Origin of the sequence: Pseudoduganella sp. R-34 (assembly GCF_049904655.1) — a bacterium.
Taxonomy (GTDB): domain Bacteria; phylum Pseudomonadota; class Gammaproteobacteria; order Burkholderiales; family Burkholderiaceae_D; genus Rugamonas.
Genome location: NZ_CP184572.1, coordinates 3530111 through 3553145, shown reverse-complemented (window position 1 = coordinate 3553145; position 23035 = coordinate 3530111). Strand labels below are relative to the sequence as shown.

Genomic DNA, 23035 nt, shown 5'->3' with positions numbered 1-23035 from the left:
ACCCCATGGAATCGCACCTGAGCATTGACGAAGTCGCCAAACGTACCGGCCTCACGGCCTACACCCTCCGCTATTACGAGCGCATCGGGCTGATTGCCCCGGTCAATCGTGCGGCGGGCGGCCAGCGGCGTTACGCGGCCTCGGACCTTGCCTGGATCGAATTCCTGCTGCGTCTGCGAACGACCCATATGCCAATCGGCAAAATGCAGTCATTCGCAAAACTTCGCGGCGCTGGGGACTCGACGGTGCCTGAACGGCGCCGGATGCTAGAAGAGCATATGCAGGACGTGCTCGCCGAAATCGAGGCGATGCAACAATCTGCAGCATCATTGCAGGCCAAGATCGAGTATTACCGCTCACTGGAGCAGTCCCTGGCGTCGAATCCAACCACCGATGGAGCACATGCCAATGAACACCGAAAGCCGCTACGAGCGCGGGCTCGCAAAACTGCGTGAAGTCGACGGCCAGGCCGGCGACCGCGTCGTGCAAAGCCTGGAAGATATTGCGCCCGATTTCGCCCGCTACCTGATCGAATTCCCCTTTGGCGACATCTATTCGCGCCCGGGGCTTGACCTGAAATCACGCGAGATCGCTGTGGTGGCCGCGCTGACCGCCATGGGCAACGCTGCGCCCCAGCTCAAGGTGCACATCCACGCCGCCCTCAACGTCGGCGTCAGCCGCGAAGAGATCGTGGAGACCATCATGCAGATGGCCGTCTACGCCGGCTTTCCGGCCGCGCTCAACGGCCTGATGGCCGCCAAAGAAGTGTTCGCGCAATAAAAAAGGGGCAGCAAGAGCTGCCCCATACACCCCCTACAGGTGAGAAAACTGGTAAGCCGGTCAGGCGACGGCGAGTTCCTGCGCCATGCCGCCGGACGACATGGCCTCGAGCCTGGCGCGGTCGGTAATCCGCAGATCGCGGTTGCTCAGGACGATCGAGCCATCCTGGCGCAGGCGGGCCAGCTGGCGGCTGACGCTTTCCACGGTCAGGCCCAGGTAGCCGCCGATATCTTCACGCGACATGCGCAACTGGAAGCTGGTCGAAGAGTAGCCGCGCTGGGCGTAACGGCCGGCGAGGTTCAGCAGGAACATGGCCAGCCGCTGTTCGGCACGCATATGACTCAGGAACAGCATCACCGACTGCTCGCGCTGGATTTCGCGGCTCATGGTGCGGTGGAACTGCTGCAGCAGGCCAGGAATCTGCATCACCAGCTCTTGCAGGCGGTTGAAGGGGATCTCGCAGACTTCACTGTCCTCCAGCGCCACGGCGTTGCAGGAATGCTGGCCATTGCCGATGGCTTCCATGCCCAGCAGGTCGCCGGCCATGTGGAAACCGCCAATCGTCTGTTCGCCGCGCTGGTTCACCTGCACGGTCTTGAAGTGGCCGAAGCGCACGGCATACAGGCTGTGGAAGCTGTCGCCGGTCTTGTACAGCGGCTCGTCGCGGTTCACGCGGCGGCGGCGGGAAATGATCTGGTCAAGGCGAGCAACATCTTCGTCGGCCAGGCCCTGTGGCAGGCAAAGGCGGTTGAAGCTGCACAGCGAGCATTTGGCTGCGACTGGTGCGCAGGATTTGGTGGCGTTTGCAGGGGTGATTGGGATGACCGGGCTCATTTTGCTGCTCCTTGTTTTCGATGGAAGCAGTATTGCGCCCGGCGTCATTTCCCGGTATCAAGCATCCTGTGTAGTTGCTGTAGTGGTTCCCCTACAGCCGCTCAGATCAGCCCGTGCTCGAGGGCATAGCGGGTCAGCTCAGCATTCGTGGACATGCCCATTTTCTCGAGGATGCGGCTGCGATAGGTTGTCACAGTGTTAGGACTGAGGTGTAGTTTTTCCCCTATGCGCACCAGGGACTCGCCCTGGGCAATCAGCTTGAAGACTTCCAGTTCGCGGTTGGAAAGCTCTTCGTGGTCGCCGCTCGCGCCGCCGCCGACCAGGGTTGCCAGTTTTTCAAGCAACGCCGGGCTGACGTGCTTGCCGCCCGAGGCAGCCTTGCGCACGGCCTCGATCAGGGTCGCCGTCGGCGCATCCTTGGTCAGGTAGCCGGAGGCGCCCGATTTCAGCGCGCGCACCGCGTAAATTTCCTCGGAATAGGTGCTCAGCACCAGCACCGCCATGCGCGGGCATTCGCTGCGCAGGGTCTTCAACAGGTCCAGGCCATTCTTGCCCGGCATCTTGATGTCCACCAGTGCCACGTCGAAACTGCGCTCGGCCACGCGCTGCATCGCTTCCACGGCGTTGCCGGCCTCGCCCTCCACGCTGATGTCGGGCGCAGTGCCCAGCATGAGGCGCACGCCGTTGCGTGCAATCGCATGGTCGTCGACCAGCAAAACGGTGATCCTGTCACCCATTCTTGTCCTCCAAAGGCAGGCGCAGCTGCAGCGTAGTGCCCTGCCCGGCCTTGCCGCTGATATTCAGTTCGCCGGCAAAGCGGCGCGTGCGCTCGTGCATGCCGAACAAGCCCCAGGATTCGCGGTCGGACAAGCCGGCACTCTCGATACCCTTGCCATTGTCTTCCACCCGCAGCACCACGTTTTCGCCGTCAATGTCCACGATGACGCGCGCCTCGCTCGCTTCGGCATGGCGCACCACGTTGGTCAGCGCTTCCTGCGCGACGCGGAACAACATGGTGCTGCGCTCCGCATCGAGCTCCAGCGCCTGCGCCTCCGGCGTGATATTGCAGGTGCATTGCAAGCCGCTGCGCTGCGCCACCTGTTCCGCATACCATTCCAGCGCAGGCCAGATGCCCAGCTGGTCCAACACGCTTGGACGCAGGTCGGTAATCACGCGGCGCACGGTCTCTATCGCATCTTGCGCCAGCTTGGCCGCATCCTTCAACAGTGGGTCCGATTGCTCGCCGCCGCGCTCGATGGCGACCGAGATATAGGCCTTGATGCCGGTCAGCAGGCCGCCCAGTTCATCATGGATTTCCTGGGCGATGCGGGTGCGTTCGTGTTCCTTCAGTTTTTCCTGGTACGCGGCCAGTTCACGCAGCTCTTTCTGCGACTGCCGCAGCACCTGTTCAGCCAGTTGTTTCTCGTCGATCAGGCGCTGCTCGCGCAGCAGGCGGTCGATGGCACCAGCCAGGAAGTCGAGGTAGCGGCCGTCGCTGTCCTTCACCAGGTAGTCGCGCGCGCCGCGGCGCATCGCTTCTGCCGCCACGGTGGCACTGTCGGCGCCGGTCAGCATCATCACCGGGATATTTGGCTGAGGCTCGCCGCGGTCTGCCGCAAGGCGGGCTAGGAATTCAAGCCCGGTCAGGTCGGGCAAGTGATAATCGAGCAGGATGCAGTCGGGCTCTTCGCGCAAGGCGATATCCAGGCCTTCCTGGCCGCTTTCCGCTTCCAGCAATTCGCAGTTGAAGCCCGGCGCCTGCGCAAAGGCGCGGCGGCAGGCGATACGGTCAACGATATCGTCTTCGACGATAAGGACCCTTACCCTGTTCATGGCAGCTCGCTGATGGTCCAGTACAGGTTGATGGAGCGGACCACCTCCACGAACTGGCGGTAGTCCACCGGCTTGGTCATGTAGCCGGCGACGCCCAGGTCGAAGCTGCGCATCTTGTCCTGCTGTTCTTCCGACGTGGTCAGGACGATGACCGGGATGCGGCGCAGCAGCGGGTCCTGCTTGACGTTCTGCAGGAACTCGATGCCGTTCATGATCGGCATGTTCAGGTCCAGCAGGATGATGCATGGCTGTTCGTTGCCCGGCTCGCGCAGGTATTCCAGCGCGGCCTCGCCGTTTTCCGTCGCCACGACACGGTTGCTGACATGGACTTCCTTCAGCGCGCGCAGGATGGTCATCACGTCGACCTGGTCGTCCTCCACCAGCAGGATCGGCTTGCTCGTATTATTCATGCGTTATTCTTTCTTTTCTTTGGCAGGGTGAAATAGAAGGTCGTGCCCTTGCCCAGCTCGGACTCCAGCCACACCCTGCCCTGGTACATTTCCACAATTTTTTTCACCAGCGCCAGGCCGACACCCGTGCTTTCAACCCGGTCGCGCGGCGCCAGCGTCTGGAACAGCTGGAAAATCCGTTCAAAATGACGCTCCGCGATGCCGGGGCCGTTGTCGCGAACGTGGAAGCGCCACTGGCTGCCTTCGTCGGCCCAGCCCACTTCGATTTCGCCTTCCGGCTTGTCCATGTACTTGACCGCGTTGGACACCAGGTTGTGGAACAACTGCTGGATGCGGGTCGGTTCGCCGGCAACTGTCGGCATGCCGGGCATCACGGTAACCTTGATATGCGCCGGAACTGCCAGCAGGTCAACCACTTCGGCCACCAGCTGGTCGAGCTGCACCGGCACCACGGCTTCCTTGATGCGGCCCACGCGCGAATACTGCAGGATGCCGTCGATCAGGGCACCCATGCGGTGGACCCGGTTGATCAGGAGCCGCATGTGCTCCTTGCCTTCTTCATTGAACTTGTCAGCGTAATCATGCGCCAGCCAGTCGGCCAGCGAGCCGATGCCGCGCAGCGGCGCTTTCAGGTCGTGCGATACGACGTAGGCAAAGTTGGTCAGTTCTTCGTTGGCGCTGGTGAGCTCCTGCAGCAGTTGCTGCGCCTTTTCTTCGGCGTGCTTGCGCTCGGTGATGTCGCGCACCAGTCCAGTGAACATGCGGCGCCCGCCCAGCCACATTTCCGTGACGGCCAGGTCCATCGGGAAAATACTGCCGTCGCGGCGCAGGCCCTGCACCTCACGGCCCTTGCCGATGATGCGCTTTTCGCCGGTGGTCATGTAATGCTGCAGGTAGCCGTCGTGCGCTTCGCGGTGCGGCGCCGGCATCAGGATCTTGACGTTGCGGCCCAGGACTTCCGATTCCGGATAGCCGAACATGCGCTCTGCGGCCGGGTTGACCCGTTCGATGATGCCGTGCTCGTCGATCGTGATGATCGCATCGACCGCCGTTTCGAAGATCGCGCGCATGCGCGCTTCGCTTTCCTGCAGCGCGTGTTCGGCCTTCTTGCGGGCGCTGATATCGTGGATGGTCGCCATCACCATCGGCTGGGTGCCATTGTCCTGCAGGGGCGACAGGCTCACCTCGACCGGGAACTCGGTGCCGTCCTTGCGGGTGGCGAACAGTTCGAATCCGGCCCCCATGGCGCGCGGATGCGGGCGTTCGAAATAGCTGCTGCGCAGGCCAACGTGGCCGTGGCGGAAGCGTTCCGGAATCAGCGATTCCAGCGACTTGCCTTGCAGTTCGCCCGGCTCATAGCCAAACAGGTTTTCCAGCGCCGGGTTGACCAAGATCAGTTGGCCTTCGTTGTCGATGATCAGCATCGCGTCCGTCGCCGACGCCAGCAGCCATTGCAGGCTGCGTTCCGCAATCGTTGAATGTGTCAAAGCCTGGTCCTGTCGGTGGTCAAATCCTGTCATCCTAAGATTGTAGCGTCCCTTGGGGCAAGAGGCCAAATGCGGGTCCTCAAGAATAAGTCGGTCAAACTTGACTTAGGTCAAGCGGCACAGGTGACGCGGCGCAAGATGCCCGTTAAAGTGCCCCAAAAGTGGAGACTAGCCATGCTACCTGAAGAAATTGACCGTTGGACTGCCGTCCTGCGCCAGCGGCGCGAGGTGCTGGCTGGCCGCGACTCCGCCGAAGTGGCTGCGATCGATGCTGCGCTGGAGCGTTTGCAGGCCGGGACCTTTGGCCAGTGCCTGCACTGCGGGGGCGCGATCTCCGCGGGGCGCATGCAGGCCCAGCCTGGGGCCGCGACTTGCCTGGCATGCCAGGAACTCGCCGAACGCCAGCGCTCCTTCATCTCGCTTCCTGCCGCTTAACGCAGCTTCGACCTGTATGGCCTGCATGCCGGGCCTTCGCTTTCCGCCCCATTGCAGATATGCCGCCGGCACTCCACGGCGCCGGGCTCGCCAGGCCATGGGCAGCGCTTGAAGACTTCCGCGTACCTCTCCGGTTCGGCTACAGGCTTGCGGCGCAGTGCACTTTTCTTGCGTGGCGGCTGTTTGGCGCTGACCTGATGCTTCGAGCGCGCAGTAGCGCCATTCCCAGGGCGCGCGCGGTGGCGCGGAGCCGCGACGGGCTTGCTTGCTGCGGGCTCCGTGACCGATGAACCCTCCAACGCCGACCCGCCTTGCCTGCTGGCGGCCTGCATTCCCGGTTCCGCAAGCGCCGGCGCCCGCGCCACGGCCTGTGGCCCTGGCGCCGTCTGCGCCCTGCCGCCATCCGGTGCAAGCGTGGTGGCGACTGCCATCAGGTCCCGTTCAATGCCTACGCGCTGCGCGAGGACGACCGCGCCACCCGCCAGGCCGGCCAGCAGCGCTCCGCATGACATCCAGAACACCGGCCCTTGCCACTCCAGCAGCCGCGCCCGCGACGGGCGGCCGGGGCGCACAGGCGGTTCCGCGCCCGCATCCTGCGCCGGCGGCGGCTGCGGCTTTTCGCTGTCGTCTTGTTGTTCTGTCATACGCCAAACATAGCAACAATTACATGGGAATGTCGCATGCTTGTGGCTCACGTGACGCTTGAGCTAAGATAATTACTCCGGTGCAAATGGGCCACACCCATGAAAAGCTTCCAGGGCTTCTTCCGTGATCTAGGACTCCAGCGCAAACTCTTGCTGGTGTCGGTCCTCACGACGATTGCGGCCATGCTCGTTGCACTGCTTGCACTGTCCAGCTACGACTTGCTGGTCGCCCGCCCGCGCGTGCTACAAGACCTCGCCGTGCGCAGCGAACTGTTCGCATTGAGCCTCGATTCGGACCTCAACTTCGGCGACAGCAGCGCTGCGGCGCGCAAGCTGGAAGCCTTGCGCAGCAGTCCCGAGATTACCCAGGCCTGCCTGTTCACTGCCGACAAACGCGTGTTTAGCCACTTCAACCGCGATCCCTCCGAAAGGTGCGAATGGTCGCAGGAACTGGAACGCGAAGGGCATCGCTTCGACGGTTACGCATTGGCGACGCTATCCCCCATCCGGTTCGAGCGCGAGCTGGTCGGCTACCTGGCGACCATTTACCACCTGCCGTCGGTGCTGGAGCGACTGCGCCAGTACGGCCTGGTGCTCGGCGTGGTGCTGCTCACCCTGTCGTTTGGCGGCATCCTGTATGCCTTCAGTTCACGCCGGCTGGTCACGCAGCCGCTGCTCGCGCTGTCTGCCGTCGCCGACCGCGTCACGCGCGAGCAGCGCTTCGACCTGCGCTCGCCGGTCAGCAGCCGAGACGAAGTCGGCCGGCTGGCCACGGCCTTCAACGCCATGCTCGCCACCATCGCAGCGCGCGATGCAGCCCTGCGCCGTAGCCAGGCCCTGCTCACCAACATCGTCGAGAAGTCCTCAGCGGTGATCTACGTCAAAGACCTCGACGGCCGCTACCTGATGGTCAACCACAGCTTCCGCATGCTGCTGCCTCCCGGGTCGCCTGAGCCACTCGGGAATACCGACGAAGTGCTGTTCAGCCGAGACATGGCGCATTCGATCCGCCAGGCTGACCGCGCAGTGTTGGCGAGCGGGCGGGCCTCCAGCCATGAAGAAACCTCCGGCGGCACAGTGGGCGGCCCACGCACGTATATATCAGAGAAATTCCCCCTGATCGATGAATTCGGCCATATCTGGGCGCTGGGCGGCGTCTCCACCGACATCACGGACCGCAAGCGCAGCGAACTGGAACTCGAAGACCTGGTCAATGTGCGCACCCGCCAGATCGCCGACACCAACCGCGAACTGGCCGATTCCCTCGGCAGCCTCCAGCGCGCGCAAGAGGAGCTGGTGCGCAGCGAAAAGCTGGCGGCGCTGGGTTCTCTGGTTGCCGGCGTGGCGCACGAATTGAATACGCCTATCGGAAACAGCCTGCTGGCCGTCAGCACCCTGCTGGACCAGACCACGGCCTTTGCCTCCGCGGTGGAATCCGGCGTCAAGCGCTCCGCACTCGCCGCCTATCTTGGCGACGTCAACAACGGCAGCCAGATCGTGCTGCGCAACCTTCATCGTGCGGTGGACCTGGTGTCGAGCTTCAAGCAGGTTGCCGTCGACCGGGCGACTTCGCAAAGCCGTGAATTCCAGCTGGATGAACTGGTATCAGAAATCCTGCTGGTGCTGATGCCGACGTTTAAGAAGTCCGGCATCCGGGTCAGCCACGCCATTCCGCGCGGGATCGTCATGGCCAGCTACCCGGGACCATTCGGCCAGGTGCTCATCAACCTCGTCAACAATGGATTGATCCATGCCTTTGAAGGCAAGGAGCATGGCGAAATCGTCATCACGGCCGACGCCATCGGCACGGACTCGGTAGCGATCTCGGTACGCGACAACGGCATCGGCATCGCTCCCGAAAACATGGGCAAGATCTACGATCCCTTCTTCACCACCAAATTGGGACGCGGCGGCTCCGGCCTTGGGCTCAACATCGTCTACAACATCGTGTATGGCTTGCTCGGCGGGCGCATAGACGTAAAAAGTGCCCTCGGAGAGGGCACCAGTTTCATCCTGACCTTGCCGGTCAGGGTTTAATGGATTTCCAGCTTGCGGCTACCCTGCTTGGCCTTTTTCGGCAAAGTCAGCTCCAGCACGCCGCCTTCGCACTTGGCGGTGGCCCGGCTGTCATCAATATCGTGTTCCAGGGTAAAGCTGCGATACTGCTCGCCGAAATAGCGTTCGCTCCGCACAACGGTACCGCCCTGCTTTTCCTCCTCGACCCGCTTGGTCTCGGCGGCGATCGTCACGCGGTTGCCGGAAATGTCGACCTTGATGTCGTCCTTGTTCACGCCCGGCACGTCGGCTCGAACGGTGTACGAGGATTCATTTTCGTGCACGTCGATGCGGATCGGCTGTTGCCCCTCTCCTTCGCGCGTGATGTTTGCCATCCTGAAGTCGCGGAACAGGTCTTCAAAGTTGCGGAAGGGATCGAAACGGGCCAGCTCAGTCAATGGATCGTAACGCCTCAGATTAGCCATGATTTCCTCCTTTCTCGTAATGCGACAATATTTTAGGCCTCGATCAGGCGGCTTGCCACAGATTCTGGCAATCGGGCGGACTGTCGCTTTCATGACTAATCTATGGCGCCGAAGCCTTCATAAAAGGCAACGACTTTTCTCATTCAGAAATAAATGCTAGGCTACTCTTTTGTGAAATTTACATCGGAGCAGCAAATGATCGTCGGCATCGACCTCGGCACCACCAATAGCCTCATCGCCGCCTGGCACAACGGCGAGCCACGGTTGATCCCCAACAGCCTGGGGGAGTTCCTCACCCCGTCCTGCGTCAGCGTTGACGAAGACGGCACCATCCTGATCGGCAAGGCGGCGCGCGAGCGCCTGCAGACCCACCCCACCAACAGCGCTTCCGTCTTCAAGCGCCATATGGGCAGCAACAAGCAGTTCACGCTCGGCGGGCGCAACTTCCGCGCCGAGGAACTGTCGGCGCTGATCCTGCGCGCCTTGAAAGAGGATGCAGAAGCGGCCCTCGGCCAGCCAATCACCGAAGCGATCATCACCGTTCCGGCCTATTTTTCCGACGCGCAGCGCAAGGCAACCCGCGCCGCAGGCCAGTTGGCAGGCCTCAAGGTCGAACGCCTCCTGAACGAACCGACAGCCGCCGCCCTCGCCTACGGCATTCACCAGCGCGGCAAGGAGACCCAGTTCCTGGTGTTCGACCTGGGCGGCGGGACCTTTGACGTTTCCGTACTCGACCTGTTTGAGGGCGTGATGGAAGTGCGGGCCTCCGCCGGCGACAACTTCCTGGGCGGCGAAGACTTCGTCAACCTGCTGATCGACGAGTTCTTCAAGCAGGCTTCCATTCCCGTCGAACTGAAGCAGGACGGCCGGTTCATGCAAAGCCTGGTGGCGCAAGCCGAGCAGGCCAAACGCAAGCTCAGCGAAGCGCCGGAAGCGCTGCTGCAGACCAACCACGCCGGCATCACCTATTCCATGCCGCTGGACGAGGCAGGCCTCGAACGCATCACCGCGCCCTTGCTGGCTCGCCTGCGCTCGCCGGTCGAGCGCGCACTGCGTGACGCCAACCTGCAGACTGCCAGCCTGGATAACATCGTGCTGGCCGGCGGCGCCACGCGCATGCCGATCGTGCGCCGCATGGTGGCACGCATGTTTGGCCGATTCCCATCCTGCGACATCAATCCGGATGAAGTGGTAGCGCTGGGCGCGGCCGTGCAAGCCGGCCTGAAAATGAACGATGCCGCCCTGGACGAAGTGGTCATGACCGACGTGGCTCCCTACTCGCTGGGCGTCGAGGTATCGATGCACCTGGGTGGCGACCAGTATTCGCACGGCCACTTCGATCCGGTCATCGAACGCAACACCGTGGTCCCGGTCAGCAAGGTCAAGAACTACCATCCGACCAGCGACCGGCAAACTGCCTTGCGCATCAACGTCTTCCAGGGTGAAGCGCGCATGGCCCGCGACAATATCGAGCTCGGAACCATCGAAGTACCGATTTCGCAGGTGCCCGGCCAGAACAACGGCGTGGACGTGCGCTTCACCTACGACGCCAACGGCTTGCTGCAAGTGGAAGCGACGGTGCTCCTGACCAAGCAGACCCACGCCCTGGTGATCGAAGGTAATCCAGGCATGCTGACCCAGGAAGAAATCAAGGAACGCTTCGCCGCCTTGTCCGAGCTGAAGATCCACCCGCGCGAGCGCATCGAATTCCGCACCATGCTGGCCCGCGGCGAACGCCTGTACCAGCAATTGCGCGGCGAAGCCCGCGAACACCTGGGCCGCCAGATCATGCAGTTCGAGCGCGCGCTGGAGGCGCAGGACATGCGGGTTTCGCGCCAGGCCGCCCGCACCTTCAACGAAGCGCTGGAATACTTCGAGCACCAGAGTTTCCTGAACCTGGATTCCTAGCATGCGCGACACTTTCCCCTTCCTGCTCCGGCTTGGACTCGATGCCGGCGCGGACGCCAAGGATATTCGCCGTGCTTATGCGCGCGAGCTGAAAAAGATCGACCAGGAGGCTGACCCGGACGGTTTCCAGGAACTTCGCCAGGCCTATGAAGTAGCACTTCAATGGCAAGCGCACCTGCAAGTCGAGCGCCAGGCAGCGGCTCCCGCCGGCGTCGACGACGTGGGCCCCCCGCTGGCCGCCGCCCCCGAAACCGAGCCCGTCATTGTCGCGCAGCCGGCTCCCGACGATCCATACCAACTCGCCGACCAGGCTTTCACACAATTCCAGTCCAGCGCACAGGAACTGGTGTCGAAAAACGAGAGCAGGCACCAGTCCCGCTGGCGGGAAGCGCTGCAGGCATCGCTATCACACGACAGCCTGCTCAATCTGACTGCGCGCACCATCTTCGAGGCACGCATTGCCCATCTCCTGGCCACCGGCTGGAAGCCCGGGCACGAAACCTTGTTCGTCGCCGCCAGTGAAGTACTGGATTGGGCACGCGACAGCCGCCGCATCCAGCAGTTTGGCGAGGCCGGCGCCATGGTGGACCGTGCCATAGACCAGTGGAAACTGTATGAATCGATGTCGGCACACGCCATGGGGACCGTCAAACAGTTGATCCAGACGGTCCGCAATACGCCAAATCCCGAACGCGTCGCGGCGAGGGACGACCTGATTCTGTTCCATCAGCTGACGGACCGCTTCTATCACTGGTTCTCAATCATCATCGATCGCGAGATCCTGCAGAAATGGCACCAGGCAGCGCAGGCCGAGATCGCGCGCAACGGCACAACGGGCGCCGTTCCGCTTGGCGAAGCTCCTGTGGAAAGCAGCGGCAAGTCGGGCTGGAGCTGGTCGGGCTGGCAGATCACTTTCATGATCATCCTGCTGGTGAAAGGATGCGCCGCGCTTCTTACCAGCGGCAGCCACGGACCAAGCTATACCTCCACGACGGGCCAAGCCGACCCGGTCGCCTACCAGAACGCGGTCAACCAGGCCATGCGCGAAGAACTGCAAGCCGCCAGGACGCTGCAGATCGCCCCGGAAGAGACGCCGCCCACCGAGGAGCAGCTGGAAGCAGTTCGGCGACAGATCTTCTATGTACCAGACCCGGGCAAAGGGTCAGGAGTGCTGAAAGTGAGTTTCGACATCGAGCTGGACGGGATGGGCAAAGTCATCAACGTGCAGAGAACCCAGTCATCCAGCGACCAGGCGTATGACGAAGCGGTTGCCCGGACCTTGAAACACACGACGGTATTCCCGCCGGGCACGCAGCGCAAGTTCCCGGTCTCGTTTTCTTACAAGCTGCCTGATTAGGCCCGCGTCAGATGCTCTTCTTCGCCTTGGCTTCCGGCTGAGGTTCCAGGAGGGGCGATTCCCACTCCATCCAGTCGGGTCCAAACAGCTCCGATGGATGCTGGGTTCGCTCGGAACCGTTGCCGCACGCCAGGCTGTCAGCGGGACAGTACTTGTCGCAACCCCAGCAGACCCGCTCCGGGTGCAAGGGAATGATTGGAAACTTCTTTGCCATGCTTCAATCCTAGCCCTCCCGCCCCCGCCTCAACCTTAATCCAGATCAAGTTTCCGCTGACCTTGCGTTCGCTGTCGAACTGACCCGCTGATCCTGCCATGGCACATTGCCCGTGTATGGGAGACAAACATGACTGAAGTCCGCAAGGGCCAGGCCCCCGCCAAGCTGGAACGCGCCGAGTTCCACCTGCGCTTTACGCGCAATTTTGCCGACCCGCGCTTCGACAGACTGCGCGACGAGGTGGCGAAGCTGGAGGAAGTGGCGTGGCAAGATTTCAGCGACAGCCGCAAGGCGCCGGTGACGGAACCGGCCGGGTCGGGATATGCCGATCCTGGCTACGAGCTGTCAGTTGAATGGAAGGCCGCTGCTGCCCGCCTGCAAGCAGCCGAACAGCGACAGAAAGATCCTGCCACGCCTTCACGCGTCCTGTTGATCTGCGGCGCCGCGCGGAATGACGGCACCTGCCCCGGCGAAATGTCGAAAACCTGGCGCATGCTCAAGCTGGCGGAGGCCACGCTGGCCAGCGAAGGAATCGATACCGACGTCCTGGACCTGAGCCGCCTGACCTCCGAGTTTGAATTGCGCATCCATCCGTGCAAGGGCTGCGTTTCCACCGCCATGCCGCTTTGCCACTGGCCCTGCAGCTGCTACCCCAATCACGGCCTTGGCCAGGTCAATGACTGGATGAACGATATATATGAAAAGTGGGTGTCCGCGCACGGTGTCATCATCTTTACGCCGGTGTACTGGTACCAGGCGCCTTCCGTGCTGAAGCTGATGATCGATCGCCTGGTATGCGCAGACGGCGGCAATCCCGACCCGACCAGCACCCATGGCAAGAAGCCCGAGGAAGCTAAGGCCCTGGAGCTGGCCGGCTGGCCCTACCCCAAACACCTGGCCGGGCGCGCCTATGGCCTTGTGGTGCATGGCGACGTCGCCGGCGTGGAAAGCCTGCGGCGCAATCTCTCCGACTGGCTCGATTGGATGGAGTTGATCGATGCCGGCGCGCAGGCCCGGCTTGACCGCTACCTTGGCTATTACGAGCCTTACGCCACTAGCCACGATGCGATGGACAAGGACGAAGCCCTCAAGCAAGAAGTCCGCAACGTCGCGCGCGCCGTCGGGCATGCCGTGCGCATGCTGCGCTCAGGCACCCTGGCCCGGCCCGACAAAGGCGTGCGATCGCCGCGCCCGAAGTAAATGAAATGGGCCGGCATTCCGCACAGGATTGCCGGCCCTCGGTACAAGCATTACTGTGCGGCGGTTGTGAACGTCCAGGACTTGTTGATGGTCTTTCCATCCACGACAGCGATCAGCGCCACGTTGTAGGCGGTAGCGGCCTTCAGCCGCAGCACCGGCACCAGCGTTGCGGTGAAACCTTGCATGTTCCCGTCATCCGTCAGCGCAGGACCATTGCTCGCGATGACCGGGCCCAGCTTGCCTCCCTTGTTCACCAGGATGCGCGCTTCGACTGCCGTGCCGCCCGCAGGCGTCAGCGTGAACTGGCTGATCGCAATCGGCGCCGTCACTGCCATGCCCCTGGTTTCGAAACTGACCGTTACGGGCGTGCCCGCTTCGACCAGGTCCGGCACAGGCGTTGGCGTTTCGGTGCGATTGAAGAAGACAAAAGGCACGTCCGCCTGGTTTGCGTAGGGATATGCGCGAATACTGCCCGCGCCCGGCAACTGCGCCGTTTGCGTTGTACTCGTCGCAACGTCCACCACGCACAGGGTCGACGCGCCCTCCGCCGGGTTGAAGTTGTTTGCCGCTACACCGATGTCGATGGTGCTGGCAAACAGCAGGGCCGCGTGATAAACCGAATTGGCCCACTCCGCAACACAGGTCATGTATTTGTCCGTACCGACTGTGCTGAAGATCGCCTCCCCCGAGACCGAGGCGGTATAGCCCGCCGCGGCAATCCGGTCCCCCGCGCGAACGCCTGTGTACCCAGGCTTGCCCGCCGTTTCGCCATGCAGTTCGCTGATGCCGTTCTGGTTGATGTAGCTCCAGTGCGCGCCCGCCGACTTGTCCAGCAACAGGCTCTGGGCCAGCAACCCGGAACCGATCTTGCTGCGCAAGGCATTGATGGCGTTGAAGATGCTCAGGTTGCCGCTGCCAGCCGCGTAAGTCGGCGCCGGAACCGACGTGACGATATTGCCTTCGGTAGGCGATGGCGTCTGCGTGGTTGGAGCAGGAGACACTACCGGCGCGCCCCCCGAGCCACCGCCGCCACCGCAAGCCGCCAGCAGCAAGGCCAGGGCAAGCGCCGGAAAACTCCGCGAGTTATGCATGGAATCCCCCACGGCGACGCAGGAAGAGCAAGGCACAGCCCAAGCCCAGCAAGGCGGCGGTGCCTGGCTCAGGGATGGCCGCTGGCGCTTGCGGCAAATCCACCACCGCAATAACTTCAGGTGCAGTGGTCTGGACCGGCATCGAAGGGATGAATACCTCAACGACCGGATGGATTTCCTGTGGCGTCGGGATGGAGATCGGCGAGACCGACGGCGTATTGTCGAAACTCGTCAACGGCAAACTGCTGAAAGACTGTGAAGCGGTGTTACTGTAGTTCATGAAGCTAAATTCGATACTGTTTACGGTGCCAGGACCGGCAATCGCTTGAGCACCCGCCAGAACGGAGCAGGCCAGCAGGCAAGACTTGAACAGCGTATTAGCTTTCATATCGCGCTCCATATTTAGGTTGAGAAAACTACAAGCTGACCGAAGCATCAATCATGCCTACGAGATAAGTACTTGATTATGCTGAGTTAGCAAAATCTGTTACGAGGGATGTGTTAAATTTTACGACATCAAACTTTGCACTTGGGAAATATGATGAACGGCAGCCGCCAGGCGGGCGCTAGTACGCGTTCGACTTTGATAACATACGCGATTCCCTTACAAGAACAGCAGGAAGAAAAGCAGGTGTCAACTTGGGTAATTGCCTACCGGAATGCCGACCGGTCTGAGCATCAGATACAGGCAAAGGCGGCTGGCGTGCTGACGGAGCAAGGTGCAGCCATGCTGGTGAGCGACTACCTACGGCAGCAACAGGCAAGCAGCACTGACACCCCGTTAGCTGCCGAGCAGTACAACTTCCAGATCATCCGCATTCATCGGGTTCCCGGGGACGTTGAAAGCGCGTGAGCCACCTCACGCAATTCCCATCCGCCGTCGCCTTTCAAGTGCAGCACATGCGTATGGTGATGCATGACGGCTGCCCGGTGGGCAATGCTGATCAGGGTAGCTCCGCTTTCACGCAGGCTTTTGTAGAGTGAAGCCTCATTGCCGCTGTCGAGCGCGCTGGTCGCTTCGTCCAGGATCACGATGCTTGGTTCATGCACCAGCACACGGCCAAAGGCGAGCCGCTGCTGCTCCCCCATCGATAGCAGTTTCTCCCAATCCTGTACCGCATCGAGCCCGCCGACACGCTCGGCGAGCTGCGGCAGGTGGACTTGCACCAGGATCTCCAGCAGTTGCTCATCGCTCAGCCGCGTCTGCACGCTCGGGTAGATGAGCTGGCTGCGCAGCGTGCCCTGCTGCAGGTAAGGCTGCTGTGGCAGGAAGAAAAACTCTTTCAGCGGCGGATGATGAATCAGGCCGCTGCCGGTATCCCAAAGGCCGGCGATTGCTCGCAACAGCGAACTTTTTCCGCAACCGCTATCGCCTGTGATCAGCAGCGCATCGCCCGGCGCCAGGACGAAAGACAAGTCTTTCACGAGTACGCGCTCGGACTGCGGTGGACACACCGTCAGGGCATCGACGGCGATCTGCTTGCCAGGCCGCATCCTGATCCGCGGACGTGTTTTCCCGCTAACTGCCTCGCCCTCCGCCACCGGCAGCACGAGCTTGGACAGGGTTTGCAGGCGCTCCGTACCCGCCACGAAGCGGCTCAGGCTCTCAAAGTTATCGACGATCACACCCACAGCGCCAAGCACTGCAGTAAAGGCGCCTGCCGCCTGGATTGCCCGCCCTACTTCCAGTTGGCCGGAAAGCACGCCTTCGGCGAGGATCACCCCGGGCAGCACCAATGTGAGTTGGCTGAACGTGCGCTGGAACAAATTCAGGGTGCGCTGCTTCTTGATGAGCCTGCTGAAATTGTGGAACAGCTTGTCGAATTTGCCGTCGAGGTAAGCACGCTCTTGCGCCTCGCCCCGGTAAAAGGCGATCGATTCGGCATTCTCACGCAAACGCATCAGGCCGAAGCGAAAATCCGCTTCGCGCCGCAATTGCGAGAAATTGAGACGGATCAGTGGCGTGCCAAAGACGTAGAGCGCGACCACGGTACCCGTCAGGGCGTACACGGCCAGCACGCCAACCAGCAGATGCGAAATCGACCATAGCACCGCGCTAAACGCCACCAGCTGCATGATCGAGCCCAGAAAGATCAGCAGGAAATGGATCGAGCGGCCGGTGAATGTGTTGACATCTTCGCTGATACGCTGGTCCGGGTTATCGATCTCGCCTTCCGAGGTCAGTTCGTAGTATTTGCGCCCCTGCAGATAGCCATCGAGGAAGCGTCCGGTGAGCCAGCGCCGCCACTGGTTGGCGAACATGTCCCGCATGTAGTAGTAGAAGGCGTAGATCGGCACTGCAAACACCAGGATCAGCAGGCAAGCCCGCACCGACTGCCAGAAACGGTCGCCATCCCGACCGGCCAGCGCCGAAGTCATCTCGCCGGACTGGTTGTTCAGCATCACGGCAAGCTCGGTTTCGGCAAGCATCAGCACAATCAACAGCAGCAGCAAGCCCCAGGCAGACCTCTTTTCATCTCCAAGCCAGTACGGCTTTGCCACGCTGATGAATTGCCTCCATGCGGCCAGCGACAATGGGGGAACACGGCGCCGTCTCGATGGCGCTGGTTCATCCGGAATTGCAGAGGGATTTGCTGTCATCTTCATAGCCTGAGCATACGACTCAGCATAAAGCCACTCCGTGCGGAAACGGACATAGCCCGAATCGGTGCGTCGCGCTGGCCTCCGTTGACACGATTCGTTGTTGCGGACAAACTTGTTTCATGCTGGCTACGCAGACGAAGCGATCGATCCACATGGTTGACCGTCGCCGAATTTGGCTGATGGGAGTGGCGCTATGCCTGTCATCCAGCCTGCCATCGATCGCTGTAGGGGCCGAACAATTGGTCGTCGACTATATCGTGTCGCACAGCGCCCAAAGGACTGCATGGATACGCATCATCAATGAATTCTCGAAGGCAAACCCCGATCTAGAGGTGGTACATCACGGTTATCCGCAGGAGCAATACAAGCGCAGTTTCTCCGCGCGGCTGCGCAGCGGCCAGGTCGACCTGGCATTCTGGTACGCGGGAGAGCGGCTGCGCGACGCAGTCCAAAGCAAGCTGCTGGTGCCGCTTGATGCCGATACGGTGGCGCTGCTGAAAAAGAAGAAGTTCTACCCGGTCACGCTGGAGGGAACCCGGATCGACGGCGAGGTATTCGGATTCCCGATGTATTACTACCCTTGGGGCTTCGTCTATCGGAAATCGCTGTTCCAAAGCCTCGGGATCGAACCACCGGCATCGTGGAATGATTTCTTGAAAGTCTGCGAACGCCTGAAAGGTGCTGGCGTAACCCCGCTCGGCTTGGGAGCCGCGCACAACTGGCCTGCCACCGGCTGGTTCGACTATTTCGATTTGCGCCTCAATGGCCTGGAATTCCATCGCAAAGTACTGCGCGGCGATGTGCCCTTTACCGATCCCCGCGTTCGAAAAGTATTCGATGCCTGGGGTGAACTGCTGCGTAAAGGCTACTTCTTCGAACCGACCATCGAGCTCGATCACGAACGCGTATTGCCTTACATCTATCGCAAGCAGGTGGGCATGACGTTGATGGGGAGCTTTGTTGCCGCAAAATTTCCCGAGGCGATTGCGGACGATATGGGCTTCTTTGCATTTCCAGGCATTGTTCGCGACATGCCGCAATATGAAGACGCGCCGCTGGACGTGCTGGTCTTGCCATCGCGAGCAGCAAATCCCCACGGTCGAAAGCGCTTCCTGACCTTCCTCGCCGAAACCGGCGCCATCCGCCACATCGCCGAAGCGGACCAGACCTTGCCCGCGCAAGCCGACGCTTCGTTTGGGAATATCCGGCTGGGAGATGAAGCCCGCCAGGTGCTGGCCAGCGCAGCCGGCTTGAGTCCATTCTTCGACCGGGAAGCGAACTCGGAGTTGGTCGGCCCCGTCTTCGAGGGCTTGCGACAATTCTTGAAATTCCCGCATGACACGGAAAAGGCCGTCCTCACCATTGAAACGCTACGCCAGAAATAGCGGCATAGCGCGTGCCCGGTACGGCACCTATTTGGGTTTGCCGCAGGAGTTCAGGTCTTTGCCCATGTCGGCCAGGCCCCGTTTGGTGCCCATTTCCAGATGCAAGGCCATTTCCACGGGATCGTATCCTAGCTCGTGGGTTCCAATGATGATGAAGGTGTCTCCGCGCCGCCATGCATTCGCCTCGCCGTGGAAGTAGGTGCCGATCTGCATCGATTGATATTCGTCGGTGATGTCCTTTTGATCCTTGAAGGCAGCACGCGCGAATTCAATGTCTTCCCGGCTCCCACGCATGAGCAGGCCCATCGCTTCAACATCTTCAGCTTCGTCGATTTGTCCATCACTCAGTTTAACAAAGCGATAACCTGCCAACTCATCGGCATCGTGACCAACTCGGCGTAAGAGTGCCACTGCTTCGTCTGGCGTCCGAGAAATCTCCCGCCCGTACAGTTCCAAATTGGTGAGCGGTTTGAGGTCATGAACAAATTTTCCTTCAACAAACGCCGCACCGCCGAGCGTCCGAGGAATGCGAGCAATTCTAGACACAGGCACTAACGGAGCAAGGAACTCTAGCGACAAGCCAAACGCCGGAGTTTCATACCCTGCACGCAATTCGGCAGGACGAGGCAAGTCCCAGCCAGCAGCACGGTACGCTCCGCGTTGCATCATGCCCAGTGGCGTGTATTCACCCAACTCTGCTGCATCCATTGCAAGGTTCCATGGAACTTTCGCAGAGTCCTTCACTGCGCTCCATAGACTCTTGTTATCTTTGGTTGTGGGAGCAAATTCTCCTGTGCCCGTACCGAAATCAGTGGCCAGTTGGGCAAGGCGCCTGCGCACGGCGGCACTTTCAGCTTTTTGCTTATCGGACGAAGGCAGTTGACGGCCATTAGCTGCCGGACCAATGTCGTCTCCAAGTGCGAGCCAGTTTCTAGCCACATCGGCGGCAAGTGGTCCCGCCCCCTCGCTCAATGCCAATTTCTGATCGTCTGAGATTTCCGAGCCAGCAGAATATTCCGGGTCAAAGTCAACCCTCACATTGCCTAGACTGAAGCCTCCCGTGCTCTTTAATCTCATTCCCGACTTCATTCCACCGACACTGTATAACTTCTTGCGTGTGGCCTCATCCTGTCCTCCTTGTTGCATCTGTTCCGCTAGGCTGGACCCGATAGCATTGCCGAATGCAACTATCGCAATACTTAGATAGCCGCAACTATCCTTGAGGCTTGAGGGCTGCCGAGAATACTCCCATCAGGTGCAACCAAGTGACTGCCGTTAATAGAATTCCTGTGCCAATTGATGATAGATGCTTCAAATCGCAAAGGTCTTTATTTCCCAATAATCGCATCAGCGAAAACACTAAGCAGAATTGCATAATTAAAAAGGTCGCCGCACCAAACAAAAATATAGAAATCTCTGCAGTTGAAGATACCTCAGTGCCCAACTTGAGATAGTCAACAACATAAATTGAAGATATGAATACAAGATAGCTCAATTCAGATATCAATAGCAATCTAAACCCATTCTTCATTTTAGTCCATTCTTTTGAATTCTTACTGCAGTTGTTACGTTGTCGCCATAAGGATTGCCTTTCCACGTGAATTTAAGTGGCAAGTTCCCAAACACCTCATACTCGCGAGCTACGCCCTGCTTATGGAATTTCCCCATAAAATCATCGGATATATCTTTTCCAAATGAATCGAACGACTGGCCGGAATTCCAGTTGTATTTATCGTAAATTTTAAGATCAAAACTCATGCTGTAGTCATTTCCGGATCTAGTAGCGGTAGCAGTAGACCAGCCTGAAAATGTTCCTATTGCACGAATCCAATTTTCATCTCCGGAAAATCGTCGCTGCTCCATTGCGGTTGATGTAAAAGTAATAGTTTCGCCATCGCGCAGATTATCTTGAGCAAAAGATAGTGCTGCGTTACGTTGATTTATATAAAAATCACGTCCAGCCGGCGTTGTTTCGACAATACGCTGCAGGTTTACTGTTAAAGGCTCACCGGTATTTTCGAAGTAGTGGCGCAAGTGCGCCACGGCATCCGGCCAAATAACCTCTACGCCATTAAGCGAAGAAAGAATGCTCTGCTTTTCCATTCTCGATACTAGCGTCGCATCCTCACTTTTCCAAGTGCCACTTCCGATATCAGGACGGCGTGGTGGATCGCTTGCGCCTATCCGAAACACAGGATCAACCTCTTCGCCTTTGGCGACCCAGTTTTTTGGTTCCTTGACATTATAGTCCTTCGGATAAGGGATAAGTTCATCTGGCCGTACTCTGCTTTTGTTAACTTGCTCCCAAAGCGATTTCTTTTTGTAATCGCCGATGAACCCTGCATCCAGGTAGTCGGCGTCATCTGTTCCTGGATGATATACGCCATCAGTGAGCTGCAATCCATATGTCGCTGCATATGCCTCTGCCAACGACCGAGGCTTCGGCACTAGATAATTTTGCGAAGAACTTGCCTCCCACACTTCTTTCTCAATTTGGGCTTCTTCCTGACCGGCGCGCATCTGATCGGCTTCAATTTGTGCGCGTCGCGCAGCATCCTTCCCTGCTTCTACCAAGGTGCTCCCTAACGCATTGCCGAATGCATTTGGCCCGATGCGAAGTCGTAGTCGCATCGGGCGTGGCGCCTTTAGGTACGGCGTTTCTTGGAGCAGCGCCGGATCGGAGCCGGCATTTTTTTCGAAATTTGCGCCGATGTGCGGTTTTTACCCCAGTATCGCTGCAGCTGTTCGAGCAGCCGCAGTCCGGTGTTGAAAAGTGTCAGCCAGTCTTGATCAATAACAAATTGCATAGTTTTCGTGCTCCGGTGAAGTTGTTGCGCCCAAATGCTAGAAGCTTTTGCAGGACGTGGTTGCAGTTTCGGTCTTTCCGATGACGAGTTCCTCTGGTGGGTTTTCCGCTACCCAATCCTATTGTGGGACCAATGGTGAGCGGTATGCGCACCGGGGCGGCTTGCCACCCCGGTGCCGGGGTTGGGGTTGGTTTTGCGTAGCCCTTGACTGACTGACGGCAGCGCGCGGCCGTGGGCACCGCAGGTGCCTACGCCGTAACGCTGACCGCTTGATGCGCCCACAAGGCGCACATGATGGCTTGGCAGCCGCGCAGGGGCGCGAGACATAACGCCTATTCTGTCAACCCGCAGGGCCCGGCGCAGCGCGGGATCGCCCCAAGGAACGAAGCGCAGCGTAGTGAACGGGGCGATTTGACAGAATGCGGCGTTATGTGGAATTGGGCGCGTAGCGCCCAATTCCCCCCGGAGCGGCTGTGCCTTTGCTGGTGTTGACCTGACTGACGGCGGAGCGCGGCGGCAAGCGCCGTAGGCGTGCGCCGTGTAGCCCACGAACGAACCAAGCGTGGCTTTTTCCTCCCGAAGGCTGGCGGTATCGCGCAGCGACTGATGTCGTCGTTGTTTCGCGCGCGTCCGGAGTCGAGGTGTCAGCGTGTCCGCCAACGCCAGCCTGGCGCGCAAGCTGCCGTGCCCTGCATGTCGCCACTGCACGCCGAGCGGCTTGCGTGACAGGCGGGTAAGGAGCTGCGACCGTGGCGTCCTGTTGGCGTGTCCCGTTACTGCGTAACGCGCCGATCAGATCGGCGTTAGTACCTGGTCCAGGAGCGCCGTCAGCGGCCCAAGCTGGCAGTTGTAGGCAGCAATGTTCGCCTCCAGCCACTCCGTGCGACCAATCGGCGCCCAGCGCAGCTGGTAGCCGGCATTGATGCTGATCACTTCAAACAGCACGCGCTGGGCGCGTCCATTGCCGTCCCGGAAGGGATGGACGACATTGAGTTCGCAGTAGTAGTGCGCCAGCCGGGCCACGAAATGCTCGCGCGGCAGGTCAACGAGGTAGTTCTCTTGCGCCAGCTGTCGAAAGAGCTTGTCCGCCTCCGGCTCGACCCGGCTCACGTTGGCGAAACGGGTGCTGCCTTTGCTGATGTCGACCGATCTCAGCTCTCCTGCCCACTCATAAACGTCCTGGAACAGGAAGCGGTGAATGCCGCGCAAGGCGGACAGGGAAATATCGTCGAAGTCGGGTTTGAACTGCTCGATGCGCGCCTGGGTCAGCTCGACTTCAGCCGCTTCCAGGGCGGCCTCGTCGGTGAGGCCAAGCTTGTTGATCAGTACGTCGGAGCCGGGGTAGCAATACTGCGTGTCGCCACCGGTGCCGTACTTATCGACCATGTTTGGTCTTGAGCGCGGCCGTGGTCGGCGCTGGCTTGGTGGTAGCCGCCGGGCGTGGGGTCAGCCCCTCCAGGCGCAGGCTCGCGCGGTAATTCTCGGTGCGCAGCTTCATAAAAGCCTGGAGTTTCATTTCTTTTGTCAGCATTGCAACATCCTTGGGAAGCGATAAAGTCATTGTAG

General features: G+C 60.2%; 25 protein-coding genes. 9 read left to right on the top strand and 16 right to left on the bottom strand.

Features of this window, described 5'->3' with window-relative positions; genetic code table 11:
* Window positions 1-5: 5 nt before the first annotated feature.
* A complete protein-coding gene (locus ACN9MW_RS16355) occupies window positions 6-455 on the top strand; it encodes a MerR family transcriptional regulator (protein ID WP_426161502.1) in 450 nt (149 codons plus the stop codon).
* Window positions 409-780 (top strand): carboxymuconolactone decarboxylase family protein, encoded by a 372-nt coding sequence (locus ACN9MW_RS16350; RefSeq protein ID WP_426161501.1) that lies wholly within the window; start codon window positions 409-411, stop codon window positions 778-780. The genes ACN9MW_RS16355 and ACN9MW_RS16350 overlap by 47 nt, the downstream gene beginning before the upstream one ends.
* 60 nt (window positions 781-840) lie before the next feature.
* Here ACN9MW_RS16350 and fnr read toward each other — a convergent pair whose 3' ends face one another.
* From fnr to ACN9MW_RS16325, 5 genes are all read right to left on the bottom strand, one after another.
* A complete protein-coding gene (fnr, locus tag ACN9MW_RS16345) occupies window positions 841-1614 on the bottom strand; it encodes a fumarate/nitrate reduction transcriptional regulator Fnr (protein ID WP_426161500.1) in 774 nt (257 codons plus the stop codon).
* 101 nt (window positions 1615-1715) lie between these two features.
* A complete protein-coding gene (locus ACN9MW_RS16340) occupies window positions 1716-2351 on the bottom strand; it encodes a response regulator (RefSeq protein WP_426161499.1) in 636 nt (211 codons plus the stop codon).
* A complete protein-coding gene (locus ACN9MW_RS16335; protein ID WP_426161498.1) occupies window positions 2344-3447 on the bottom strand; it encodes a response regulator in 1104 nt (367 codons plus the stop codon). The genes ACN9MW_RS16340 and ACN9MW_RS16335 overlap by 8 nt, the downstream gene beginning before the upstream one ends.
* Window positions 3444-3857 carry a response regulator gene (locus tag ACN9MW_RS16330; protein ID WP_426161497.1) on the bottom strand — a complete coding sequence of 138 codons (414 nt, stop codon included), beginning with the start codon at window positions 3855-3857 and terminating at the stop codon, window positions 3444-3446. The genes ACN9MW_RS16335 and ACN9MW_RS16330 overlap by 4 nt, the downstream gene beginning before the upstream one ends.
* Window positions 3854-5344 (bottom strand): sensor histidine kinase, encoded by a 1491-nt coding sequence (locus ACN9MW_RS16325; protein WP_426161496.1) that lies wholly within the window; start codon window positions 5342-5344, stop codon window positions 3854-3856. Before ACN9MW_RS16325 ends, ACN9MW_RS16330 begins: the two co-directional genes overlap by 4 nt.
* Before the next feature lie 174 nt (window positions 5345-5518).
* On the opposite strand from ACN9MW_RS16325, the gene ACN9MW_RS16320 reads away from it, so the two are divergent.
* A complete protein-coding gene (locus ACN9MW_RS16320) occupies window positions 5519-5779 on the top strand; it encodes a TraR/DksA family transcriptional regulator (protein ID WP_426161495.1) in 261 nt (86 codons plus the stop codon).
* Here ACN9MW_RS16320 and ACN9MW_RS16315 read toward each other — a convergent pair.
* On the bottom strand, window positions 5776-6423 hold the full coding sequence (locus tag ACN9MW_RS16315; RefSeq protein WP_426161494.1) for a hypothetical protein: 648 nt from the start codon (window positions 6421-6423) through the stop codon (window positions 5776-5778). The genes ACN9MW_RS16320 and ACN9MW_RS16315 overlap by 4 nt on opposite strands.
* Before the next feature lie 99 nt (window positions 6424-6522).
* On the opposite strand from ACN9MW_RS16315, the gene ACN9MW_RS16310 reads away from it, so the two are divergent.
* Window positions 6523-8460: an ATP-binding protein gene (locus ACN9MW_RS16310; protein WP_426161493.1), complete on the top strand. Its 1938-nt coding sequence runs from the start codon at window positions 6523-6525 to the stop codon at window positions 8458-8460.
* Here ACN9MW_RS16310 and ACN9MW_RS16305 read toward each other — a convergent pair.
* Entirely contained in the window at window positions 8457-8903 is a 447-nt protein-coding gene (locus tag ACN9MW_RS16305; protein WP_426161492.1) for an Hsp20/alpha crystallin family protein, read from the bottom strand. The genes ACN9MW_RS16310 and ACN9MW_RS16305 overlap by 4 nt on opposite strands.
* 195 nt (window positions 8904-9098) lie before the next feature.
* Here ACN9MW_RS16305 and ACN9MW_RS16300 point away from each other — a divergent pair, with 195 nt between their 5' ends.
* Together ACN9MW_RS16300 and ACN9MW_RS16295 are read left to right on the top strand one after the other, a co-directional pair.
* Complete coding sequence (locus ACN9MW_RS16300) at window positions 9099-10811, top strand: molecular chaperone HscC (RefSeq protein ID WP_426172217.1); 1713 nt, start codon at window positions 9099-9101, stop codon at window positions 10809-10811.
* Between the two features lies 1 nt (window position 10812).
* The gene (locus ACN9MW_RS16295; RefSeq protein ID WP_426161491.1) at window positions 10813-12168 is read left to right on the top strand and encodes a TonB C-terminal domain-containing protein; all 1356 of its coding nucleotides are present in this window, start codon (window positions 10813-10815) and stop codon (window positions 12166-12168) included.
* Between the two features lie 7 nt (window positions 12169-12175).
* On the opposite strand, the gene ACN9MW_RS16290 is transcribed toward ACN9MW_RS16295, so the two are convergent.
* Entirely contained in the window at window positions 12176-12382 is a 207-nt protein-coding gene (locus tag ACN9MW_RS16290) for a DUF3079 domain-containing protein (RefSeq protein WP_426161490.1), read from the bottom strand.
* A 129-nt stretch (window positions 12383-12511) separates the two neighbouring features.
* On the opposite strand from ACN9MW_RS16290, the gene ACN9MW_RS16285 reads away from it, so the two are divergent.
* Window positions 12512-13582, top strand: a complete 1071-nt coding sequence (locus ACN9MW_RS16285) for a flavodoxin family protein (protein ID WP_426161489.1) — start codon at window positions 12512-12514, stop codon at window positions 13580-13582.
* 50 nt (window positions 13583-13632) lie between these two features.
* Here ACN9MW_RS16285 and ACN9MW_RS16280 read toward each other — a convergent pair whose 3' ends face one another.
* Entirely contained in the window at window positions 13633-14673 is a 1041-nt protein-coding gene (locus ACN9MW_RS16280) for a CAP domain-containing protein (protein WP_426161488.1), read from the bottom strand.
* A complete protein-coding gene (locus ACN9MW_RS16275) occupies window positions 14666-15061 on the bottom strand; it encodes a PEP-CTERM sorting domain-containing protein (RefSeq protein ID WP_426161487.1) in 396 nt (131 codons plus the stop codon). Before ACN9MW_RS16275 ends, ACN9MW_RS16280 begins: the two co-directional genes overlap by 8 nt.
* A gap of 150 nt (window positions 15062-15211) precedes the next feature.
* Here ACN9MW_RS16275 and ACN9MW_RS16270 point away from each other — a divergent pair, with 150 nt between their 5' ends.
* Complete coding sequence (locus ACN9MW_RS16270; RefSeq protein WP_426161486.1) at window positions 15212-15526, top strand: hypothetical protein; 315 nt, start codon at window positions 15212-15214, stop codon at window positions 15524-15526.
* Here the strand turns inward: ACN9MW_RS16270 and ACN9MW_RS16265 are convergent.
* Window positions 15493-17280, bottom strand: a complete 1788-nt coding sequence (locus ACN9MW_RS16265; RefSeq protein WP_426161485.1) for an ABC transporter ATP-binding protein/permease — start codon at window positions 17278-17280, stop codon at window positions 15493-15495. The genes ACN9MW_RS16270 and ACN9MW_RS16265 overlap by 34 nt on opposite strands.
* 116 nt (window positions 17281-17396) lie before the next feature.
* Here ACN9MW_RS16265 and ACN9MW_RS16260 point away from each other — a divergent pair, with 116 nt between their 5' ends.
* A complete protein-coding gene (locus ACN9MW_RS16260) occupies window positions 17397-18662 on the top strand; it encodes an ABC transporter substrate-binding protein (RefSeq protein ID WP_426161484.1) in 1266 nt (421 codons plus the stop codon).
* Between the two features lie 27 nt (window positions 18663-18689).
* Here ACN9MW_RS16260 and ACN9MW_RS16255 read toward each other — a convergent pair whose 3' ends face one another.
* The 5 genes from ACN9MW_RS16255 to ACN9MW_RS16235 all read right to left on the bottom strand — a co-directional run bounded on the left by ACN9MW_RS16255 (window position 18690) and on the right by ACN9MW_RS16235 (window position 23000).
* Complete coding sequence (locus tag ACN9MW_RS16255) at window positions 18690-19808, bottom strand: hypothetical protein (protein ID WP_426161483.1); 1119 nt, start codon at window positions 19806-19808, stop codon at window positions 18690-18692.
* A 381-nt stretch (window positions 19809-20189) separates the two neighbouring features.
* Window positions 20190-21293, bottom strand: coding sequence for a hypothetical protein (locus ACN9MW_RS16250; protein WP_426161482.1), 1104 nt, complete (start codon window positions 21291-21293; stop codon window positions 20190-20192).
* Window positions 21294-21307: 14 nt separating this feature from the next.
* Complete coding sequence (locus tag ACN9MW_RS16245) at window positions 21308-21469, bottom strand: hypothetical protein (protein WP_426161476.1); 162 nt, start codon at window positions 21467-21469, stop codon at window positions 21308-21310.
* Window positions 21470-22261: 792 nt separating this feature from the next.
* The gene (locus tag ACN9MW_RS16240) at window positions 22262-22855 is read right to left on the bottom strand and encodes a putative adenosine monophosphate-protein transferase Fic (RefSeq protein ID WP_426161475.1); all 594 of its coding nucleotides are present in this window, start codon (window positions 22853-22855) and stop codon (window positions 22262-22264) included.
* Window positions 22845-23000 (bottom strand): YhfG family protein, encoded by a 156-nt coding sequence (locus ACN9MW_RS16235; protein WP_426161474.1) that lies wholly within the window; start codon window positions 22998-23000, stop codon window positions 22845-22847. The genes ACN9MW_RS16240 and ACN9MW_RS16235 overlap by 11 nt, the downstream gene beginning before the upstream one ends.
* Window positions 23001-23035: the final 35 nt, after the last annotated feature.

Excerpts from the sequence above, each read along its gene's own strand:
- ACN9MW_RS16355 (WP_426161502.1), top strand. The coding sequence starts at position 6 with ATGGAATCGCACCTGAGCATTGACGAAGTCGCCAAACGTACCGGCCTC.
- ACN9MW_RS16350 (WP_426161501.1), top strand. The coding sequence starts at position 409 with ATGAACACCGAAAGCCGCTACGAGCGCGGGCTCGCAAAACTGCGTGAA.
- fnr (WP_426161500.1), bottom strand. The coding sequence starts at position 1,614 with ATGAGCCCGGTCATCCCAATCACCCCTGCAAACGCCACCAAATCCTGC.
- ACN9MW_RS16340 (WP_426161499.1), bottom strand. The coding sequence starts at position 2,351 with ATGGGTGACAGGATCACCGTTTTGCTGGTCGACGACCATGCGATTGCA.
- ACN9MW_RS16335 (WP_426161498.1), bottom strand. The coding sequence starts at position 3,447 with ATGAACAGGGTAAGGGTCCTTATCGTCGAAGACGATATCGTTGACCGT.
- ACN9MW_RS16330 (WP_426161497.1), bottom strand. The coding sequence starts at position 3,857 with ATGAATAATACGAGCAAGCCGATCCTGCTGGTGGAGGACGACCAGGTC.
- ACN9MW_RS16320 (WP_426161495.1), top strand. The coding sequence starts at position 5,519 with ATGCTACCTGAAGAAATTGACCGTTGGACTGCCGTCCTGCGCCAGCGG.
- ACN9MW_RS16315 (WP_426161494.1), bottom strand. The coding sequence starts at position 6,423 with ATGACAGAACAACAAGACGACAGCGAAAAGCCGCAGCCGCCGCCGGCG.
- ACN9MW_RS16310 (WP_426161493.1), top strand. The coding sequence starts at position 6,523 with ATGAAAAGCTTCCAGGGCTTCTTCCGTGATCTAGGACTCCAGCGCAAA.
- ACN9MW_RS16305 (WP_426161492.1), bottom strand. The coding sequence starts at position 8,903 with ATGGCTAATCTGAGGCGTTACGATCCATTGACTGAGCTGGCCCGTTTC.
- ACN9MW_RS16300 (WP_426172217.1), top strand. The coding sequence starts at position 9,099 with ATGATCGTCGGCATCGACCTCGGCACCACCAATAGCCTCATCGCCGCC.
- ACN9MW_RS16295 (WP_426161491.1), top strand. The coding sequence starts at position 10,813 with ATGCGCGACACTTTCCCCTTCCTGCTCCGGCTTGGACTCGATGCCGGC.
- ACN9MW_RS16290 (WP_426161490.1), bottom strand. The coding sequence starts at position 12,382 with ATGGCAAAGAAGTTTCCAATCATTCCCTTGCACCCGGAGCGGGTCTGC.
- ACN9MW_RS16285 (WP_426161489.1), top strand. The coding sequence starts at position 12,512 with ATGACTGAAGTCCGCAAGGGCCAGGCCCCCGCCAAGCTGGAACGCGCC.
- ACN9MW_RS16280 (WP_426161488.1), bottom strand. The coding sequence starts at position 14,673 with ATGCATAACTCGCGGAGTTTTCCGGCGCTTGCCCTGGCCTTGCTGCTG.
- ACN9MW_RS16275 (WP_426161487.1), bottom strand. The coding sequence starts at position 15,061 with ATGAAAGCTAATACGCTGTTCAAGTCTTGCCTGCTGGCCTGCTCCGTT.
- ACN9MW_RS16270 (WP_426161486.1), top strand. The coding sequence starts at position 15,212 with ATGATGAACGGCAGCCGCCAGGCGGGCGCTAGTACGCGTTCGACTTTG.
- ACN9MW_RS16265 (WP_426161485.1), bottom strand. The coding sequence starts at position 17,280 with ATGAAGATGACAGCAAATCCCTCTGCAATTCCGGATGAACCAGCGCCA.
- ACN9MW_RS16260 (WP_426161484.1), top strand. The coding sequence starts at position 17,397 with ATGCTGGCTACGCAGACGAAGCGATCGATCCACATGGTTGACCGTCGC.
- ACN9MW_RS16255 (WP_426161483.1), bottom strand. The coding sequence starts at position 19,808 with ATGCAACAAGGAGGACAGGATGAGGCCACACGCAAGAAGTTATACAGT.
- ACN9MW_RS16250 (WP_426161482.1), bottom strand. The coding sequence starts at position 21,293 with ATGCGACTACGACTTCGCATCGGGCCAAATGCATTCGGCAATGCGTTA.
- ACN9MW_RS16245 (WP_426161476.1), bottom strand. The coding sequence starts at position 21,469 with ATGCAATTTGTTATTGATCAAGACTGGCTGACACTTTTCAACACCGGA.
- ACN9MW_RS16240 (WP_426161475.1), bottom strand. The coding sequence starts at position 22,855 with ATGGTCGATAAGTACGGCACCGGTGGCGACACGCAGTATTGCTACCCC.
- ACN9MW_RS16235 (WP_426161474.1), bottom strand. The coding sequence starts at position 23,000 with ATGCTGACAAAAGAAATGAAACTCCAGGCTTTTATGAAGCTGCGCACC.